At 50.4% G+C, this 20038-nt stretch carries 18 protein-coding genes; 14 read left to right on the top strand and 4 right to left on the bottom strand.

Features of this window, described 5'->3' with window-relative positions:
• The first annotated feature begins 206 nt into the window (after positions 1–206).
• Together AC2YIT_RS27780 and AC2YIT_RS27775 are read left to right on the top strand one after the other, a co-directional pair.
• Positions 207–1115, top strand: a complete 909-nt coding sequence (locus AC2YIT_RS27780; protein WP_430845994.1) for a helix-turn-helix domain-containing protein — start codon at positions 207–209, stop codon at positions 1113–1115.
• 93 nt (positions 1116–1208) lie between these two features.
• On the top strand, positions 1209–1973 hold the full coding sequence (locus AC2YIT_RS27775; RefSeq protein WP_430845995.1) for an SDR family NAD(P)-dependent oxidoreductase: 765 nt from the start codon (positions 1209–1211) through the stop codon (positions 1971–1973).
• Between the two features lie 56 nt (positions 1974–2029).
• Here AC2YIT_RS27775 and AC2YIT_RS27770 read toward each other — a convergent pair whose 3' ends face one another.
• Complete coding sequence (locus AC2YIT_RS27770) at positions 2030–2653, bottom strand: YceI family protein (protein WP_487281348.1); 624 nt, start codon at positions 2651–2653, stop codon at positions 2030–2032.
• Positions 2654–2841: 188 nt separating this feature from the next.
• On the opposite strand from AC2YIT_RS27770, the gene AC2YIT_RS27765 reads away from it, so the two are divergent.
• The 4 genes from AC2YIT_RS27765 (at position 2842) to kdpB (ending at position 8761) form a co-directional block, all read left to right on the top strand.
• Positions 2842–3267 carry a response regulator gene (locus AC2YIT_RS27765; protein WP_430845997.1) on the top strand — a complete coding sequence of 142 codons (426 nt, stop codon included), beginning with the start codon at positions 2842–2844 and terminating at the stop codon, positions 3265–3267.
• Between the two features lie 44 nt (positions 3268–3311).
• Positions 3312–4649, top strand: coding sequence for a sigma-54-dependent transcriptional regulator (locus tag AC2YIT_RS27760; protein ID WP_487281347.1), 1338 nt, complete (start codon positions 3312–3314; stop codon positions 4647–4649).
• A 366-nt stretch (positions 4650–5015) separates the two neighbouring features.
• Positions 5016–6704 carry a potassium-transporting ATPase subunit KdpA gene (gene kdpA / locus AC2YIT_RS27755; protein ID WP_487281346.1) on the top strand — a complete coding sequence of 563 codons (1689 nt, stop codon included), beginning with the start codon at positions 5016–5018 and terminating at the stop codon, positions 6702–6704.
• A gap of 17 nt (positions 6705–6721) precedes the next feature.
• Positions 6722–8761, top strand: coding sequence for a potassium-transporting ATPase subunit KdpB (gene kdpB, locus AC2YIT_RS27750; protein WP_487281345.1), 2040 nt, complete (start codon positions 6722–6724; stop codon positions 8759–8761).
• A 4-nt stretch (positions 8762–8765) separates the two neighbouring features.
• Here the strand turns inward: kdpB and AC2YIT_RS27745 are convergent, their stop codons facing one another.
• Positions 8766–9170 carry a PIN domain-containing protein gene (locus tag AC2YIT_RS27745; RefSeq protein WP_487281364.1) on the bottom strand — a complete coding sequence of 135 codons (405 nt, stop codon included), beginning with the start codon at positions 9168–9170 and terminating at the stop codon, positions 8766–8768.
• Positions 9160–9390: a hypothetical protein gene (locus tag AC2YIT_RS27740; protein WP_487281344.1), complete on the bottom strand. Its 231-nt coding sequence runs from the start codon at positions 9388–9390 to the stop codon at positions 9160–9162. Before AC2YIT_RS27740 ends, AC2YIT_RS27745 begins: the two co-directional genes overlap by 11 nt.
• 41 nt (positions 9391–9431) lie before the next feature.
• On the opposite strand from AC2YIT_RS27740, the gene AC2YIT_RS27735 reads away from it, so the two are divergent.
• The 5 genes from AC2YIT_RS27735 (at position 9432) to AC2YIT_RS27715 (ending at position 16043) form a co-directional block, all read left to right on the top strand.
• Complete coding sequence (locus tag AC2YIT_RS27735) at positions 9432–9992, top strand: K(+)-transporting ATPase subunit C (RefSeq protein ID WP_487281343.1); 561 nt, start codon at positions 9432–9434, stop codon at positions 9990–9992.
• Positions 9993–10082: 90 nt separating this feature from the next.
• On the top strand, positions 10083–11180 hold the full coding sequence (locus AC2YIT_RS27730; protein WP_430846005.1) for a porin: 1098 nt from the start codon (positions 10083–10085) through the stop codon (positions 11178–11180).
• 59 nt (positions 11181–11239) lie between these two features.
• Positions 11240–12355, top strand: a complete 1116-nt coding sequence (locus AC2YIT_RS27725; RefSeq protein ID WP_430846007.1) for a sensor protein KdpD — start codon at positions 11240–11242, stop codon at positions 12353–12355.
• Position 12356: 1 nt separating this feature from the next.
• Positions 12357–14108: a HAMP domain-containing sensor histidine kinase gene (locus AC2YIT_RS27720; RefSeq protein WP_430846009.1), complete on the top strand. Its 1752-nt coding sequence runs from the start codon at positions 12357–12359 to the stop codon at positions 14106–14108.
• Between the two features lie 204 nt (positions 14109–14312).
• Complete coding sequence (locus tag AC2YIT_RS27715) at positions 14313–16043, top strand: tail fiber domain-containing protein (RefSeq protein WP_430846011.1); 1731 nt, start codon at positions 14313–14315, stop codon at positions 16041–16043.
• A 32-nt stretch (positions 16044–16075) separates the two neighbouring features.
• Here the strand turns inward: AC2YIT_RS27715 and AC2YIT_RS27710 are convergent, their stop codons facing one another.
• Positions 16076–17965: a CocE/NonD family hydrolase gene (locus tag AC2YIT_RS27710; RefSeq protein ID WP_487281342.1), complete on the bottom strand. Its 1890-nt coding sequence runs from the start codon at positions 17963–17965 to the stop codon at positions 16076–16078.
• Between the two features lie 228 nt (positions 17966–18193).
• On the opposite strand from AC2YIT_RS27710, the gene AC2YIT_RS27705 reads away from it, so the two are divergent.
• The 3 genes from AC2YIT_RS27705 (at position 18194) to AC2YIT_RS27695 (ending at position 19889) form a co-directional block, all read left to right on the top strand.
• On the top strand, positions 18194–18598 hold the full coding sequence (locus AC2YIT_RS27705; RefSeq protein ID WP_487281341.1) for a hypothetical protein: 405 nt from the start codon (positions 18194–18196) through the stop codon (positions 18596–18598).
• Positions 18599–18648: 50 nt separating this feature from the next.
• Positions 18649–19134, top strand: a complete 486-nt coding sequence (locus AC2YIT_RS27700; protein ID WP_430846017.1) for a helix-turn-helix transcriptional regulator — start codon at positions 18649–18651, stop codon at positions 19132–19134.
• A 230-nt stretch (positions 19135–19364) separates the two neighbouring features.
• Positions 19365–19889, top strand: a complete 525-nt coding sequence (locus tag AC2YIT_RS27695) for a DUF4199 domain-containing protein (RefSeq protein ID WP_430846019.1) — start codon at positions 19365–19367, stop codon at positions 19887–19889.
• The last annotated feature ends 149 nt before the right edge of the window (positions 19890–20038 follow it).

Below are 20038 nucleotides of genomic sequence, written 5' to 3'. Positions count from 1 at the left end.
TGATTGAATGAGCAAATGAGTGAATAAATCAGGTGTGGTTGGGTGTGGTGTTTAAATTAATCTTGTCAATTCATGACCACCCCTGTCCAAATGACTATTTTATTCATTCACTCATTCACATATTCAGTCATTCAGTCATTCAGTCATTCAGTCATTCGGTCATTCAGTCATTCATCATTCAAAATTGAATTTCGTAACTTTGCTCCATGACGAAATCCGCGACTATCGAACAATTTTATCGGGACACTTCCATGCTGATACCTGCGCAGGTTCAGAAGGAGGTGGGGCATTTCAATATTTTCAGGACGGATGAATTGTATCGTGTGGCGGCGAAGAACAGGGTAATGCCCTACAACCGCCGGGCCTATTATAAAATCAGCCTGATTATTGGGCGCAATAGGGCGGAGTATGCTGATAAAGTGATTGATATAGAGCATAATGCGTTACTTTTTGCGACGCCACTGATACCCTACAACTATGTGCCGCAGGACGAGAACCAGGCGGGCTTTTTCTGCATTTTCTCAGAAGATTTCCTCACACAGGACAACAGCGGCGTGCGCCTGCGCGAACTGCCGGTTTTCAAACCCGGCGGAAATCCGATCTTTTTCCTGAACGACGAGCAGATCGACGATATTAAATACATTTTCAGGAAGATGTTCCGCGAAATCGAGTCGGATTATGCCTACAAATATGATTTGCTGCGCAATTATGTGATCGAGCTTATCCATTTCGGACAGAAATTGCAGCCTGCAACCACTCTTTTTACTGAAACAAATGCCTACAAACGTGTATCGTCGCTCTTTATCGAACTGCTCGAACGCCAGTTTCCGGTGGAGCCGCCGCATCAGAAATTGAGTTTACGCTCAGCCAAGGACTATGCCGACCAGCTTTCGATCCACGTCAATTACCTCAATAAGGTTTTGAAGGAAACTACCGGAAAAACCACTACCGAGCTCATTACGGAGCGTATCATCAAGGAATCGAAGATACTATTGAAGCACACCGACTGGAATGTGTCGGAGATCGCATACTGCCTGGGTTTCGAGGAAGCTTCTCATTTCAACAACCTTTTCAAGAAACACACCGCACTCAGCCCGCGTGCATTCAGGGCCTAGATTTGAATTTCGTAAGTTTTGATTTGAAAGCCGCAAACCCGGCAGGCTAGCACCGGGTACCTTTGTTCCATCAATTTTAAACAAACGAAAAAGATGGAATCAGCAAGTAAAATAGCATTGGTAACCGGCGGCAGCCGCGGCTTGGGAAAAAATATGGCGCTGCGTCTGGCAGAGAAAGGGAACGATGTGATCATCGTTTACCGCAGCAAGGCGCAGGAAGCAGCCGGGGTAGTAGCGGCCATTGAGGCATTGGGCCAGAAAGCGGCCGCGATTCAGCTGGATACAGCGAATGTAAAGTCCTTCGATAGTTTCTTTTCTCAGGTTTCCGTCATTCTGAAAGATAAATGGAATCGCACTTCTTTCGACTTTCTGATAAATAATGCGGGTATCAGCCGTCCCTCCGCATTTGCAGAAACCAGCGAGCAGGATTTCGATGACCTGATGAACGTGCATTTTAAGGGCGTTTATTTCCTCTCACAAAAAGCATTGCCGCTTTTGGCGGACGGCGGACGGATCGTGAACCTCTCCACGGGCCTCGCACGCTTTTCCACGCCCGGGTACGCTGCGTACGCATCCATGAAAGGGGCGATCGACACGCTCACACGCTATATGGCCAAAGAACTGGGCGGCAGGGGCATTGCCGTAAATGCATTGGCTCCGGGCGCGATCTATACCGATTTCAACAGCGAGTCGTTCGACAGCCACCCTGGCCTGACGGACTTTATCAGCAGCATTACCGCGCTGGGGCGCGTGGGCGAGCCCAATGATATTGGTGGTGTGGTAGCGTTCCTGTGTTCGGAAGACGCGCGCTGGATCACTGGTCAGCGGATCGAAGTTTCGGGAGGGATGTTCCTTTAAAATGGGAAAACCGTCGCAAATCTGCGACGGCTTCGTGTTGACCAGTTCTCTCTTTGTTAGATCTTGTTACCAGAGAGTTTCAGATGGACCTCGATGCCCGGTTTGATGGACGCTTCGTCCGGAAGGCCGGGCTCTGTGGCATAATTCATGCCCCATAGTGTGCGGTCGAACGTGGTGGTTGCCTCCAATTGGAAGGAGTCGCCGTTCAGATCGATCCGGGCAGGGAATGTGACCGGATTACTCTTGCCTAACAGTGTTAAATGACCTGTCACCTCGAAATTCGCCCCGGAAACCACACCGGGCCCGCCTCCGTTGTAGGGTGCTACGCTCATGATTTCAAAGGTTACGTTAGGGTGGAGCGCCATATTGAAGAAATCGGCGCTTTGCAGGTGGTGAACCAGTTGGTGTTTCAGTTCGTCGGTGGGCAGGTTCAGATTGACGATCGATGCAAGCGGGAGGGTAAATGCCCCGCTTTTTACTTTACCCGCTTCGATTACCAGACTGTTGCTTTCCACTTCGATCGTACCTTCATTGAAGTAACCCGTTTTGAGATAACCTTTCCATTCCGCGACCGAGGTTTCATCGAGATGGTAGTTGGTAGTGCTGACAGGGCCATCGTGGTCGGTGCAGCTTGTGAACAGCGCTGCAACTGTTAACAGTGTTAGAAATTGTTTTTTCATGGTTTGATTTGTTTTCATGGCTGATTTTGATTCTGATGCAAAGCTAAGGAGTGATTTTCTGCCGCAGCCTACGCGGAACGGATGAAAAACTACGCGCGACGGATTTTGACACAATCACTGGTCGATTGGTATTGGAAGCATTTATTGCGTTATTTGCAACGAGGATTTTAGTCATTAAGCTACGGGAAATGTCAATCAAAGGACCCATTATTTCAATCGAAGACGACGCCGATGATCAGTTTCTAATCAAAAGCGTAATGGAGGAGCTTGACATACCCAACGAGCTTTTATTTTTCAGTAACGGTGTTGAAGCCTTGCTTTACCTCGAAACCACACGTGACCAGCCATTCCTGATCATTTGCGATATCAATATGCCCGTCATGAACGGTCTGGAACTTCGCGAGCGGATTGACAAGAACGAATACCTGCGCAGGAAATCGATCCCGTTTGTGTTTCTGAGCACGGCCGATAACCCACTCGTGATCGAGACGGCGTACGAGTCGACCATTCAGGGTTTTTTTAAGAAGGAAAATAGCTTCGGGGAACTGAAAGCGAGGATACGGGTGATATACGACTATTGGGCTTATTGCCTGCATCCCAACCATTATCATTAGCCATTTCATTAACCCCTGATTTAAGTCCGGGGCAAGCAGACTGCATGAAGAAGATACTAATCGTCGACGACGAGGAAAAACTGCGTGGCCTGATAGCCCGCGTGATCAGGCTGGAAGGCTTTGAGGTGGTCGAAGCAGGTGACATTAAAACGGCCTGGAAAAAGCTTGACCAGTCGGATATCGATGTGGTGCTTTGTGACGTGAAGCTGCCGGACGGGCATGGCGTCGAATTTTCGAAGGGTTTGAAGGAAAAATATCCCTTGCTGGAAGTGATCCTGCTGACTGCCTATGGCAATATCCCCGACGGCGTGCAGGCCATTAAAAACGGTGCGTTCGATTACATTACCAAGGGCGACGACAACAACAAGATCATCCCGCTGCTGTATAAGGCCATTGAAAAAGCCGAATTGAACCGCCGCGTGGCCAGTCTGGAAAAACAGTTGGGTGAAAGGAGGTCATTTGATGCGATTATCGGCAAATCCAGAAATTTGCAAGCTTGCATTGACCTTGCGCGCCGCGTAGCACCTACGGATACGACGGTGCTGCTGCTGGGTGAAACCGGTACGGGGAAGGAGGTATTTGCTCAATCCATTCACCAGGCCAGCAATAGGGCCAAGAAATCATTTGTGGCGATTAACTGCTCGGCATTTGGGAAGGACTTGCTGGAAAGCGAGATGTTCGGGCATAAGGCTGGCGCATTTACGGGCGCGGTGCGTGACAAAAAAGGGCTTTTCGAGGAAGCGAATAACGGTACCATCTTCCTTGATGAAATAGGGGAACTGGCGCCGGAATTACAAGCCAAGCTGCTGCGCGTGCTGGAATCGGGGGAATTTATCAAGATAGGGGAGACGCATCCCACCAAAGTGAATGTGCGGGTGATTGCCGCTACGCACCGTGATTTGCCCAAACAAATGGAGGCAGGCGAGTTCCGCAGCGATCTGTTTTACCGGCTTTCTGTTTTCCAGATCACATTGCCCGCGTTACGGGAGCGAACAGCCGACATAGGCGCGCTTGCGAACAATTTTGCCACGCAGTTTGCACTGAAAACCAATAAGAAGATTACCTCGCTTTCACCAGACTTTATCCATGCATTGGAGAAAAATCCCTGGAACGGCAATATCCGCGAGCTTAAAAATGTGATCGAGCGTAGCGTAATCCTCACTGACGGCCCCGTGCTGGACATCCAGAGCCTGCCTTTTGAAATGCAACATCCAAGGCAGGATGGCGGTAAAAACATGTCGGCATTCTCGCTCGCCAGCTCCGAAAAACTGCATTTGCAAAAAGTCCTGAACTACACCAACGGCAATAAAGCCGAAGCCGCCAGGCTGCTCGAAATAGGCATCGCAACGCTCTACCGGAAGATCGACGAGTACAAGCTCTGATTGCACACAATAGTGCCGGCATTTCCATTCTGATAAAAAAGCTTATCATTTTGATAGGCTTTTTTTATGCCCAAAACAGCGCATAAAAAGCATCTATCTGTAAATCAACACCCATGCCGTCGACTTAAGTCGACGGAACAGGAGTTGCTATATGGTGTCATGAGTTTATAAAAAATTTAGAAACAATGACAACACTCCTTCTTCTGGCAGCCGGCGCTCTGAGTTTCGCCCTGTTTTACAAAACCGTTCACTATTTCGAAAAGATCTGAAATCATGTTCGCGCTATTCATCGTCTCGATCCTGGTCTTCTTGTACATGTGCTATGTGCTCGTGAAGCCTGAAAAATTCTAAAAAACACCTGATCCAATGAACACTGAATTATTTGGCATTATCGCGTTGTTCGTCGTAACGGTCGCTCTGGCGGTGCCATTCGGCAAGTACATCGCGAAAGTATATGGAGGAGAAAGGACACTCCTGGATCCCATTTTTGGCCCCTTGGAACGGGGGTTTTACCGTTTGAGCGGTATTCGCCCGAATGTGGAGATGAACTGGAAACAGCATTTGTTCGCCTTGCTGACAATCAACATGGTTTGGTTCTTCCTGGGCATGTTCGTACTGATGAACCAGGGTTGGCTCCCGCTTAATCCGGATGGTAATCCGTCGCAATCGGCTGATCTGGCGTTTAATACCACCATTTCGTTTGTTGTTAACTGTAACCTGCAGCACTATTCCGGCGAAACGGGCATGAGCTACCTCGGACAGCTGTTCCTGATGTTCCTCCAATTCGTGACCGCAGGCACGGGTATGGCCGCCGCCGCTGTTGTCATCATCGCACTCAAAGAGCGCACAGCCGACAAGCTGGGCAACTTTTATGACCTGTTTGTAAAGTCCTGCACCCGCATTCTCCTGCCCGTATCATTCGTGATCGCATTGATCCTGCTAGCCAACGGTACGCCGATGACATTCAACGGCAAGGATACCATGTACACTGTGCAGGGCGATACCGTGCATGTTTCGACCGGTCCGGTGGCCGCATTTGTGCCGATCAAGCATGTGGGTACGAATGGCGGCGGGTTCTTCGGAGCCAACTCATCACACCCGCTGGAAAACCCGAGTTACGCCACGAATATGACCGAAATGTTCGGCCAGTTGATTATTCCACTGGCTATGATTTTTGCATTGGGTTATTACGTCAAAAGAAGAAGATTGTCCTGGATGATCTTCGGCGTGATGACGCTGGGCTTTTTGCTGCTGACCGTCCCGACGATCGTCACCGAGTTACACGGCAACCCTAAAATCGCGCAAATGGGCGTCGATATGGGCTCCGGCGCAATGGAGGGAAAGGAGACCAGGTTCGGGACTACTGCCTCTGCGTTTTGGAGTATAGCCACTACCGTTATCTCCACGGGATCTGTGAACTCTATGCACGACAGCTTTATGCCGGTGTCGGGAATGACTCAGATGCTATCTATGATGACCAATGCATTTTACGGCGGCGCGGGTGCGGGGATCCTCAACTTTTACATATTCATAATATTGGCCGTGTTTATCAGTGGTCTGATGGTCGGTCGTACGCCTGAATTGATGGGAAAAAAAATTGAAGCCAGGGAAATGAAGATCGCGATGATCGTCGCCTTGCTGCACCCGCTGCTGATCCTGGCTGCCACCGCATTGGGCGTTTCAATGCCGGAACTGACCGCCAGTACATTAAATAACCCCGGTTTCCACGGTTTCAGCGAAATGCTGTACGAATATACTTCCTCAGCCGCTAACAATGGCAGCGGCTTCGAGGGGCTGGGCGACAATACCGCCTGGTGGAATATCAGCTGCGGCATCGTGCTTATTCTTTCGCGGTTCATCCCGATCATCGGTCCAGTAGCGATTGCAGGCATCCTCGCGTCCAAAAAGCATGTCCCTGAGAGCGCCGGAACGCTCAAAACCGATACCGGTACATTCGGTATCATGGTGTTCGCTGTGATCGTGATCATCACCGCATTATCCTTTTTCCCCGCATTGACCCTCGGGCCGATCGCCGAATATTTTTCAATGCACTAATTAACTGAATAGCAGAAATGAAAGCTCAAAATACATCCCTTTTTCAAGGAGACCTCGTACGGGAGGCGCTGGCGCAGTCCTTTGTGAAGCTCAATCCCCGGATCATGTTCCGCAATCCGGTGATGTTCACGGTCTGGATCGGTACGTTTGTCATGCTGATTGTGAATATCTGGGTCATATCGGGCGAGAAGTCGCAGGGGAGTGTGGTTTACAACCTCGTGATATTCCTGATTCTTTTGCTTACCCTCTTGTTTGCCAATTTCGCCGAAGCCATTGCTGAGGCGCGCGGCAAAGCACAGGCCAACAGCCTGCGTAAAACCCGCGAGGAAACACCCGCCAAATGGATCCAGACTGTGGGTGAAATGTATGTAAATGAGGTTAAAGTCGTCCCTTCTTCGCAGCTGCGCAAGGGAGATATCTTCCTGTGCGAAGCGGGTGACATTATCCCTACCGACGGCGAAATCATCGAAGGCTTAGCTACGATTGACGAAAGCGCCATTACCGGCGAATCCGCTCCTGTTATCCGCGAGGCGGGTGGTGACAAAAGCAGCGTCACAGGCGGTACCAAAGTGCTTTCCGATCGCATTAAGGTAAAAGTCACTACGGAGCCGGGCGAAAGTTTTCTCGACAAAATGATTGCTTTGGTAGAAGGTGCCAGCCGCCAGAAAACGCCTAACGAAATTGCATTGACGATCCTGCTGGCCGGTTTTACCCTGGTATTCATTATCGTATGCATCACCTTGAAGCCATTCGGCGATTTCGCGAACACGCCCATTACCATTTCGGCTTTCATTTCGTTGTTCGTTTGTCTGATCCCGACAACGATCGGCGGTTTGCTTTCGGCTATTGGCATTGCGGGTATGGACCGCGCATTGCGCGCCAATGTGATTACTAAAAGCGGTAAGGCCGTGGAAACGGCTGGTGATATCGACACCCTGCTGCTCGACAAGACCGGTACCATCACTATCGGTAACCGTAAAGCGACCAACTTCTGGCCTGCCAAAGGCATCGACAAAAACTACTTCATTAAAGCAGCCGCATTGAGCTCCATGGCAGACGAAACCCCTGAGGGAAAATCAATTATCGAGCTTGCTGATTTGCACCCTGATCAGCTCCGCGTCGAAAATCCTACATTCATAGAATTCACGGCTGAAACGAGAAGTTCCGGTGTGAACTTCCGGGACACGCGCATACGCAAAGGTGCGTCGGACGCGATCCGCAAATTGAGCGAGAAAGCAGGGCACGCATTTCCGGCCGATATCGCGGAGAAAGTAAGGGGCATTTCCAGCAATGGCGGTACGCCGCTGGTAGTGGCTGAAAATGAGGCGATCATCGGGGTGATCGAGTTGCAGGATATTATCAAACCGGGCATTCAGGAGCGTTTCGAACGGTTGCGTAAAATGGGCGTCAAAACTGTGATGGTAACCGGGGACAACCCGCTGACAGCCAAATTCATTGCAGAAAAAGCCGGTGTCGACGACTACATCGCCGAAGCCAAGCCGGAAGACAAAATGAATTACATCAAAGCCGAGCAGCAAAAAGGGAAACTGGTAGCCATGATGGGTGATGGTACCAACGACGCGCCGGCCCTTGCACAAGCCGACGTAGGTGTCGCCATGAACTCCGGCACCCAGGCCGCGAAAGAAGCCGGCAACATGGTCGACCTGGATAACGACCCGACCAAACTGATCGAAATCGTCGAAATCGGGAAACAACTGCTCATGACCCGCGGTACGCTTACGACATTCAGCATTGCCAACGACGTCGCTAAATACTTCGCCATCGTGCCTGCATTGTTCATCGCATCCATTCCGGCCCTCCAAGGACTCAATATCATGCGCCTCCACACGCCTGAAAGCGCGATACTCTCGGCGATTATCTTTAATGCAGTGATTATTCCGCTACTCATCCCGCTGGCATTAAAAGGCGTAGCTTACAAACCCATCGGTGCCAGTGCATTGCTGAGACGGAACTTGCTGATCTACGGATTGGGTGGGGTACTGGTGCCTTTTGCGGGGATTAAGGCGATTGATTTGATTGTGAGTGTTTGGTTTTGAATACCTAAGTGAAGGGGTTGATAATTCTCAGTCGATTTTCGATCATAAGTCCATTTTGCATGTCTTCCGAGTACAAAATACTACAACCCGCTTCGAGTGCAGATGCAACGATTTTCGCATCAAATGGTTGTAGCAGATATCGGTCCATGACAAAGAGAGCTGTATTGACAACCGAGGTGTTTTCCGGTTGGATTAATGACGCGGAGGTCAACCACTTGACGAACATATGGGCAGACTCACGATCCATCTTGTGTTTCCTTAGGCAAACATTCATGCATTCAAAAACCACCTGCGGACTGATAAAAGGGACGTCTCGCATGAGGTCCATTGATCTCAGCCTTTTGTCGGTTTCATTCAGGTCAATCAGATATAGTGCAATGTTGGTATCAATGAAAAAGTTATCGCTCATTGGCTTCATCGCGATCGAATTTAAAACCGGAGCGATCTATCTGAATTGTTTTGAAGAATTCAATGGCTCTTTCCGCGGCTTCCCTCTTGCTTGCCCTAAGCTCCTCAACGGATTCGCCAAGATCGAAGGCTATCACCTCTATATCCTTGTGAAGATACTCGTCCGGTAGCCTGATATTCAGGTCCTCAGTGTTTTCTGCGACAAAAACTTTCCTATACATAGTGCGATTTCTTTTTTCTCAAAAATAAAAATATAAAAACCATGAAACAACACATTATCCCAGCGATCCGGCTGACGATCGTGACGCTGATATTCTTCTCAAGCGTGTATACGCTGGCGGTTCTGGGTATGGCCCAGCTCTTTCCGAACCATGGTAAAGGCGAGCTGATCGAGCAAAATGGGAAACGGTATTATGCCAATATCGGGCAGTCGTTTACGGAGGACAAGTATTTCAATTCGCGGCCTTCGGCGGTCGGTTATAATGCGGCCGGCAGCGGCGGCAGCAACAAAGGGCCTTCCAATGAAGAGTACCTGGGCGTAGTGCAGGCCCGCATCGATACGTTCCTGGTACACAATCCAGGCGTGGAAAAGGCAGACATCCCCGTGGAGCTGGTAACTGCCAGCGGCAGCGGCCTCGACCCCGATATTTCCGAAAAAGCCGCGCTGGTGCAATTGCAACGTATTGCGAAAGTTCGTAACCTGCCGCAGCAAAAGTTGGAGCAACTGGTGAAAGAGCACGTCAGCGGACCATTGTTCGGGATGTTCGGTCCGGCGAAGATCAATGTACTGAAACTGAACCTCGCGCTGGATCAATTGAAATAACCCATTAAAAACGCCGCCCGTTTCCAGTGCCGTCGCAGCGGGCCAAGCTTCTTCTTACCGCGCGGCTAGGATTGAACAGATTACCATTTTATGAAAACCTTGATTTTAAGTGCGCTTGCCAGTGTCTCCGTTTCACACGCTAATGCCCAGGATTCGACCGCTGCCGCCGGCAATGCATCACCATTTGCGGTGAGCGCTTATGTAGAGTCGTATTACCTGCACGATTTCCGCAAAAATGACAACCACACCATGCCTGGTTTTATTTATAACCACAACCGCACCGGCGAGGTGAATCTGAATCTGGCGTTTCTGAAAGGTTCTTACACGGGCGATCGTGTGCGGGCGAACCTGGCGTTGGCGGCCGGGACTTATATGAATGCGAACTACGCAGCGGAGCCGGGCGTGCTGAGGAACGTCTTCGAGGCGAATGCGGGTGTGAAGATTGCGAAAGACCACAATCTCTGGCTCGATGCAGGTATTATGCCGTCACACATTGGCTTCGAAAGCGCGATTGGAAAGGACAACTGGGCCTTGACGCGCAGTCTGGTAGCGGAAAATACGCCCTATTTCGAAACCGGCGTAAAATTGGGATACACTACCCAGGACTCGAAATGGTACCTCGGGGCAACCTACCTTAATGGCTGGCAGCGGATTCAGCGGATGGATGGCAACTCGACGCCCGCATTCGGTACACAGGTCACTTTTAAACCCAATGCAGCCGTTACGCTGAATTACAGCACGTTCGTCGGTAGCGACAAGCCGGATAGCACCCGGCAAATGCGGTATTACCATAACATTTACGGGGTGTTCCAACTATCGGACAAATGGGGCCTTACCACCGGCTTCGACATTGGCAGCGAGCAGAAAGCGAAGGGCAGCAGCGCGTACAACACCGTTTACGTGCCGGTAATGATCCTGCGCTTTTCGCCTTCTTCCAGGATTAATGTCGCGGCGAGAGGCGAGTATTACCATGACAAAAATGGTGTGATCATCGCCACCGGTACGGATCATGGCTTCCAGACCTTCGGAACATCGCTCAATTTCGATTATCAGATCGCCCCGCAGGTCCTGTGGCGCATCGAGGCGCGTAACCTTAGCAGCCGTGATGCGATTTTCAATGGCAAGGGCAATGATTTATCCAAAAACAAAACCTATCTGACCACCGCCTTGATCTTTGCATTAAACTAAACAGCCTGGCAAGGAACTACCCGCAACTTTGAACTCATCGACCCTCAACTCATAGCACAATGGAAAACAGCGCCGAACATTTCCTGGAACTGATCAAAAAGTCGAGGAGGGGCAAATTCAAGATATACATCGGTATGAGTGCCGGAGTGGGCAAAACCTACCGGATGTTGCAGGAGGCCCACGCGCTCCTGCGTACGGGCATCGACGTGAAGATCGGTTATATAGAAACCCATAACCGGAAAGAAACCCACGAGTTGCTCGATGGGCTGCCGGTGGTCCCGCGACGGAAGCTGTTTTACAAAGGGAAAGAGCTGGAAGAGTTCGATGTGCAGGCCGTGATTACCCTGCGGCCGGAGGTAGTGATCGTGGACGAGCTCGCACATTCGAATATTGAAGGTAGTAAAAATGCCAAGCGCTGGCAGGATGTGCTGGATATCCTCGAAGCGGGGATCAACGTGATTTCGGCCGTGAATATCCAGCATATCGAAAGCCTGAACCAGGAAGTGCGCGAGATTACCGGTGTGGAGGTGGCCGAGCGCATTCCCGACAAGGTACTGGGCCTGGCCGACGAGGTCGTGAATATCGACCTTACCGCCGACGAGCTCATTACCCGCTTGAAAGAAGGTAAAATTTACCGGGAGGAGAAGATCCAGGCTGCTTTACAAAACTTCTTCAAGCCGCAGCACATTCTCCAGCTCCGCGAGCTGGCGTTGAAAGAGGTGGCTTCCCAGGTGGAACGGAAGGTAGAAAGCGAAATACAGCCCGGCATGGTGCTCAAACACGAGCGTTTTCTCGCATGCATTAGCAGTAATGAAAAGACGGCCCGGAATGTGATCCGTAAAACGGCCCGGCTGGCCAATTACTACCATAGCAGCTGGTTCTTGTTGTACGTACAGACACCCGGCGAATCGGCGAGCCGCATTGGACTCGCAAAGCAGCGGCATTTGATCAACAATTTCAAACTGGCTACCGAGCTGGGTGGGAATGTGATCAAAATGGAGAGCGGCAGCGTCGCCAAAACGATCGTGGAAGTGGCCGAAAAGAACAAGATCACCACTATATGTATCGGAAAGCCCCATTTGAACCTTTTCAAGGTCATTCTGGCCACGAATGTGTTTAACGGGCTTTTAAATAAAATGTCTTCTTCCGACATTGACCTCGTAATACTTTCCTGAAATGAAGATCAAAACCAAACTGAGGCTGGGCATCGGCCTGCTTTTCGCCATGATCACAGTGCTGGCCGTGGTGGGGATCAGGCAGGTGAGCCTGCTTTCAGCCGATTCGCGCAATATTCTTATTGCCAACCATAATTCGCTGGAATACTCCCGCCAGATGCTCCATGCACTCGACGAGCTGGAAGTACATGCCGGGGCATTGGATCTATTTAAAAAGAACCTCGAAGCGCAGCAGAAGAATATCACGGAAATAGGGGAAAGAGAGCTTACCGCACAGCTGACAGGCCATTTTGAAAAACTGAAAATCAACGTCCGCGACAAGGAGATCATAGCGCTGATCCGAAACGATGTGTTGGAAATTATGAGCATTAACCTCGACGCGATCAACCGCAAAAGCCATATTGCTGGCCAGACGGCCAAAAGCTCTATGGTGTGGATCGGTATCACGGGCACATTGTGCTTCATAATTGCATTTACATTGTTTGTGAACCTGCCGGGAAACATCGCTAATCCAATCCGTGAGCTCACCGAAAGTATCCGCCAGATAGCCAATGAAAATTATACGGAGCGGGTGCATTTCGGTAGCCACGACGAATACGGACAGCTGGCGCAGTCGTTCAATACGATGGCCGAGAAGCTGGAAGAGTACAATAACAGCAATCTGGCGAAGCTGATGATCGAGAAGAAACGGGTAGAAACGCTGATCGACAACATGCACGACCCGGTAATAGGCCTGGATGAAAACCGGAAGGTGATATTTGCCAATGAAGTTGCCAGAAAGGTAACGGGCTTGCAGGCATCCGAGCTGGTTGGCTGCAATGCGACCGACGTTGCGCTGCACAACGACCTCGTCCGCTCGCTGGTGAAAGACCTTTTCGAACCGCAGGCAAAGGGTAACGGCCAAAGTGCCGCTATGAAAATCTACGCCGACGAGAAAGAAAGCTATTTTGAAAAAGAATACGTCGATATTTCCATCGTGCCGACTGGTGAGCAGCAACCGCGTTCGATCGGCCATGTGATCATTCTGCGTAATGTGACGCCGTATAAAGAGCTGGATTTTGCTAAGACGAATTTTATTGCCAACGTCTCACACGAGCTCAAAACTCCTATTTCTTCCATTAAAATAACCCTTGATCTCCTTCGTAACGAGGGCGTGGGCAACACCAACGACGAGCAGCGGAGCCTGCTCGACAGCATCCGTGAGGACGCCGACCGACTGTTGAAAATTACCGGTGAGCTATTGAATATTACTCAGGTGGAAAGCGGGAAGATACAGCTCAATATCGCCGGCACGTCGGTCCGGGAGATCGTGCAATATGCCATTGCGGCCAACGAAATCCAGGCAGAAAGCAGGGACATTCGGCTGCAAATTGAGGACAAAGGCCTGCGCGCCAGCGTGCTGGCCGATTCGGAGAAGACGGCCTGGGTACTTACCAACCTGGTGTCCAATGCGATCCGCTATTCTTACGACCATTCCAGCATCCGCATTATCCTGGAAGAAGACGAGCAAGCTGTGCGCATTGCAGTAGCAGACAGCGGGCAGGGCATTTCACAGGAATACAAGGATAAGATCTTCGACCGCTATTTCCGTGTGCCGGGCTCCACCAAGGAAGGAACCGGCCTGGGCCTCGCAATCAGCCGCGAATTTATGGAAGCCCAGGACGGCACACTCACCGTCGAAAGCGAACTGGGAGCGGGGAGTACTTTCACGATTGTCTTGAAAAAGGCGGAGCAAGGTTTGCAATCTATCTAGTTTTAACCGAGCGTCGTATTACTGGAAGTCTTTTGTAGGATTCAAATTGAAGCTTTTTTGAGGCTGAGGGAATCTTCGCAGCCGTGTCGTTGGCCGTTCGGTTTTTTGGGCCATCCGTTTACACATTATATATGTTTTTCATCATCGCGACTGATAAAATGCTCCCGTATCTGTAATACCGGAACATTAATCAACGAAAGCTATATGAGAACAAGAAATCTACCCCAAAGCTTTATGATGCAGCGCACCGAGTTTTTTTTACGGTGCAGGGCGTTAGTTCGCAGCCTGTCGCTGGTGCTGCTTACGGCGGCGGTTGCTCCCGCTCAGAATCCCTTCAAGTTTGCTTACCAGGGACTTGCACGCGACGGAGCAGGCAATGTGATCGCCAATGCGACCGTTTCGGTGCGCGTTACAATCCACGAGAATGCGCCCGACGGCCCGGTTGTTTACCAGCAAACCGATTCCCCGAAAACAAACGCGGCGGGCATCTACAACCTTGTAGTGGGAACGAATGCCTTTCTCAGCATCGACTGGGGTTCCAAGGAGTTTTTCCTGCAATCGGAGCTCGATGGGAATGGCGGGGCTGATAGTTTCACAGACATGGGCACGACGCAGTTGCAGAGCGTCCCCTATGCAATGGTATCGAAGCAATGGATGAACGGGTACCCGGTCGTACAGAAAGGCATCCTGGGTGCAGGACCTGTTCTTCCCGGCCTGCAAGCTGGCGCCAACCTGATCTGGTATCCCCGCAAGGCAGCTTTCCGGGCCGGGGCGCTGGATATAAATAGTACCTCGTATTGGAATGATGCCTCGGTTGGGAATTATTCCTTTGCCACCGGATTGGATACCAAGGCTTCCGGGGAGGGGGCGATTTCTATGGGTAAAATGTCGTTTGCCTCAGGCATTAATTCCGTAACGATCGGCTCTTATCTGTTTTCCAATGCAGAAAACGCCGTCGCGATAGGGAGCGGTTCGGAGGCGGCTGCCGAAGGAACCGTTGCATTGGGCACGGGCGTTCACGCCACCGGTTATAAGTCAGTGGCCATGGGTTCGCTTGCGATTGCATCGGGCGCACAGTCGACCGCCATTGGAGCGGGTACGATCGCCAAATCTTTTGGCGGCGTTGCGTTGGGTGCTTACAATAACCAATCAGACCCGGTCGTGGCATCGAGCCCTCTCAACCGAATTTTCCAGGTGGGTAATGGAACAAGCGATGTCAACCGGTCCAACGCACTGACCATCCTGAGAAACGGAAATGTCGGGATCGGCGCCGGCGTTACCAATCCCGAACACCTTCTCGACGTTGGAGGAAGAATGCGGTTGCGCCATAGCGCCGGGCAAACTGCCGGACTCTGGCTCGACAGCCCCAGTTACAAATCCAATTTTTTCGTCGGGACCATCGACGAAGGAGCGGTGGGCTTTTATTCAAATGACGCCGGCTGGTTTATTAAGATGTTTAAAAATGGAAGTGTGAGGATACAGCAGAATATGGAATGTTATGGAGCGATGGACATCAGTGAAGACCTCAGGGTTCATAAAGATCTGTACCTCTACGGCAAAATGCACGAATATTCCGATCGCCGTTTGAAATATCATATTTCTCCTTTGACTGGCAGTTTGACTAAGATCAGCGAGTTGGGAGGATACCATTATTTTTGGAAGAGCCAGCAAGCAAATCGGCGGCTTCAAACCGGCGTGATCGCCCAGGAAGTCGAAAAGATCTTTCCCGAGCTTGTTACAACCGATTCAGAAGGGTTCAAATCGGTTGATTATACAGGCCTAATCCCACATTTGATCGAAGCGGTGAAGGAGCTTAACGAAAAGAACGCGGTAATCCACCGTTTGGAAAAAGATATGGAGTCGGTAAAGAAGATGGTCGCGGGATTAAAGGAGAGCGGCACCGGGGCTAAGTTCGATGCAAGCATCGGTAAGTAAAAACAGCCCCGGCCGGGGCTGTTTTTTTGTTGTTACTCGATCACCCGCACACCCACGTACGAGGATGCCTGGCCCGAGAGGTAAACCCGGTGTGTGGCCTTCTGGAAATCGGACGCATTGGCTTTGTAAATATTTACAAACTTCTGCGGGTTGCGATCCACGAGCGGGAACCACGAGCTTTGCACCTGCACCATGATTTTGTGCCCCTTTTTGAAACGGTGCGCGGCATCCTGCATATCGAATTTCACATTTTCGATCTTGCCCGGCTTCATAGGCTCGGGTTTGGAAAAACTCTTGCGGAATTTGGAACGCATTACCTCACCCCGGACCAGCAGCTGGAAGCCACCCATTTTCATAGTTGGGTTAATAGGGCTGTCGTTCGGCGCGTCGCCGGGGTAAACATCGATGAGTTTTACTATGAAATCTGCGTCGGTGCCGGTTGTGGATACGAAAAGATCGGCAAATACATTACCGGAAATGGTTACGTCTTCTTTCAAAATTTCAGATTCATACACGAGCACGTCCGGTCGCGAGGCGGCGAAGCGCTGATCTTCGTACATAAAATCGCTGCCGCGGATAATGCGGATTTCGGAGGTGTACGGTACCGGCTTGTCCGGGTCGCTGAGATACTCGTGAAAAGCCGGTTTCGCGCCTGCCTGCATGGTCGTCATAGTGGGCGAGAAGGATAATGTGCCGTCCGGATGCAGGTAGAGCTTTTTCTCCACGGTATTTTTCGGCGGCCACTGGTCGTACTTACGCCATTCGTTTGCCCCGGTTTCGAAAATATAGGCCTTCGGCAGGTTGGGATCCGGCTGATCTTTCAGGTAATGGTTAAAAACCGGGAGCTCGATTTCCTTTTGGTAAAATGTGCTGGTTTTAGCACCAAACCGGATATTTCCCAGCGACTCTCCCGTGCCCCGCGCCCAGCCACCGTGAATCCACGGGCCCATGATGAGCCAGCTCGGCGTCTGCGGGTTTTGGGATGCCACAGCCTGGTGAGTTTTCAGCGGCCCGTACAAATCTTCCTGGTCGAACCAGCCGCCCACGACCATGACGGCCGGTCTGACGTTCTTCAAATGCGGTACCGGCGTGCGGGCTTTCCAGAAATCGTTGTAGGTTTCATTTTCCATCATCTGGTTCCAGATGCGGTTCTGCCCTTTGAAAATCTGTTCGTTGAAGTTTTTCAGCGGCCCCATTTTCTTGTAAAATTCATAGGAATCCGGTGTGCCGTAGGAGGAGTACTGCGGCGAGGCTTTGGGGGTCGGCACAGGCCGCGGAGCACCGTACGACGACAGGAATGCAAATGTACCCATCAGGAAAAATGCGCCGTTGTGGTGCCGGTCGTCGCCCATGAACCAGTCGGTAACCGGTGCTTGCGGTGAAGCGATTTTCAATGCGGGATGCGCGTCCACGGCCGTCATGGTAGCATAGTACCCCGGCGCCGAAATGCCCCAGGTGCCCACTTTGCCATTATTTCCCTCAATGTTTTGAATGAGCCATTCGATCGTATCGTAAGTGTCGGAGCTTTCGTCGATATCCGTTTTGCCTTTTTTGACAGGGATAAACGGGCGGTAGGCTTCGAAATCACCCTCCGACATGAGTTTGCCTCTTACATCCTGGTATACAATAATATAACCCTCCCGCGCAAAGAGCATGCTCGGCCCGAGCGCGGTTTTGTATAAATTTTCTCCATACGGCGCCACGCTGTAAGGCGTACGGTTGAGCAGGATGGGGTAGGTTTTGCTTTTTGAAATATCCTTCGGCAGATAAATGGAAGTGAAAAGCTTCACACTGTCGCGCATCGGGATCTGCCGCTCGATTTTGGTATAGTGTTCGCGGATGTAGAGGGAATCTTCTTTTGGGCCGGTTTGAGCGTATACGTTTGTACCTGCGAGGATCGCAAAAACAAGGACCAAGGTCAAGCGGGAATGTTTCGTGAACCGGCAAATTAAGGCGTGAAGTAAGGTTGTTTTCAAGGCGGTTGCAGGATTAGTTTTAGCCAATTTAACACAAAACGCCATACAATCGCAGTTAAGGGCGTTTTTTTGAAGCTCATAAGTCGCTCCGGCATTGCCGCTTATCACATCCCTCTTGCAGATCTAAGATCAGTACTATATATTGCATAGTACCTTGTAAAACAATTTTTAGCTATGAAAATGAAATTACTACTGATCTCTCCGATGATTATGTTCGTCATGCTCGTTTCCTGCAATAATGGTGATGTTAGCATTGCCGTAAAGGATGAGGACGACTACTACCGCTTCAAGGCCCAGTTCGATGACAACCTGTCGCCTGATGTGAGCGAGTTTCTGAATGAGCACCTTTCGACCGTGCGGATCGATCCGGAGAAGGACTCCAAGGTTGTCACCGTTTTACCGGACCAAACCCGATTGACCATTGAATCGTCACCCGGCGAACTGATGGTGTATCTAGACAAAGAGGAAAACAGCCGAGATTCCTACCATCGGGTTAAAAACCTTTGCGAAGGTGTTAAGGATGTCATTCTGAAACATAATCACAAAAACAGCCGTCTGGAAAACTCCCGTTCGAATTAGACCGGTGGCCGAAAATTTTTATTTTTGGTAAACCAACAGACTGGTTACAAATGGTTTCCAAAACGATCACCGCTTTTTACCACAAACACAGGCAGGAGCTACTCTATGGGGTATCGCTTGCCTTGTTGCTTTTTGTGCTCCGGTGGCTCGAACTGCGGTTTCTGGTCATGAACCACATTATCGAAATTTACGTAGGCGCCATTGCGTTGCTATTCACCGGACTGGGCATCTGGCTCGCGCACAAGCTTACCACGCCCAAAGTGGAGACACGGATCGTGGAACGGGCGGTGTATGTAACAGCGGTCAATGAATTTACCGTCAATGAATCGGAGCGGACGCGGCTGGGGATCAGTCACCGTGAGCTGGAAGTGTTGCAGCTGGTGGCCGAAGGTTTAAGCAATCAGGAAATCGGCGACCGGTTGTTCGTATCGCTCAATACGGTGAAGACGCATTCCTCACGGATTTTCGAAAAACTCGAAGTCCGCAACCGCACGCAGGCTGTCGAGCGCGCGAGGCGCCTTGGGCTTATCGTCTGATGCGGTATGGGAACGATGGTGGTCAAGTGTTGTCAGGTATGGTCAGGAATAGTCATGTGTTGTCAACGTCTTATTAGATTAAGATTCCCAACCATTTCTGACCATTCCTGACCATTCATGACCACGCCTTATCAAAAGACCTGTCGAATGTAAAATCACCCGAAAGTATGACTCTAAAACGGCCTATACGCTTCAATTTCGCAGCATTATTGAACATTTAATCAAATGATATGAACAGGATCATCGTTATCTGCGGGCTGATTTCGGGTGCGCTGGTGTCAACTTTCATGGTTTGCTCGATGGCGGTCTGCTATCAGAAGGAGGCTTTCGAAGGCAACATGCTGCTGGGTTATGCGGCTATGTTGCTGTCGTTTTCCATGGTTTTTGTGGGGATCAAAAACTATCGCGACAAGTACAACGGCGGCTCGGTGTCTTTCGGAAAGGCATTCAAAATCGGGCTGTATATTACATCGGTAGCCTCTACGGTGTACGTGATCGTCTGGCTGATTGACTACTATCTCTTTATCCCCGATTTCATGGATAAATACACGGCGCATTTACTGAAACAGTTCCAGACCGAGGGGCCGACGGCCGCCGAGCTTGACGCGAAGGTTGTTGAGTTGGCCGGATACAAAGAGATGTACCAGAACCCGCTGATGGTTATTCTCTGGACTTATGCAGAAATCCTGCCGGTAGGGCTGGTGGTTACACTCATTTCTGCGTTGATTCTCAAAAAGTCCGGCACGGAGGCGTAGCCGGTATAGGCACGTTCAGGTCACCTGCCGGTATATGAAATGTAAAACTAATGCTACAAATAAGGGCTTGTGTTTCAAAGGTTTTTAGCTATAATAGCCTGAAAAGCTTTTGGTAAACATAAACCCTTCTTTTTGTGAAAATTCTACCT

The sequence above is a fragment of the Dyadobacter sp. SRI_021 genome (genome assembly GCF_057586235.1).
This window is presented reverse-complemented; position numbering and strand designations above follow the sequence as displayed.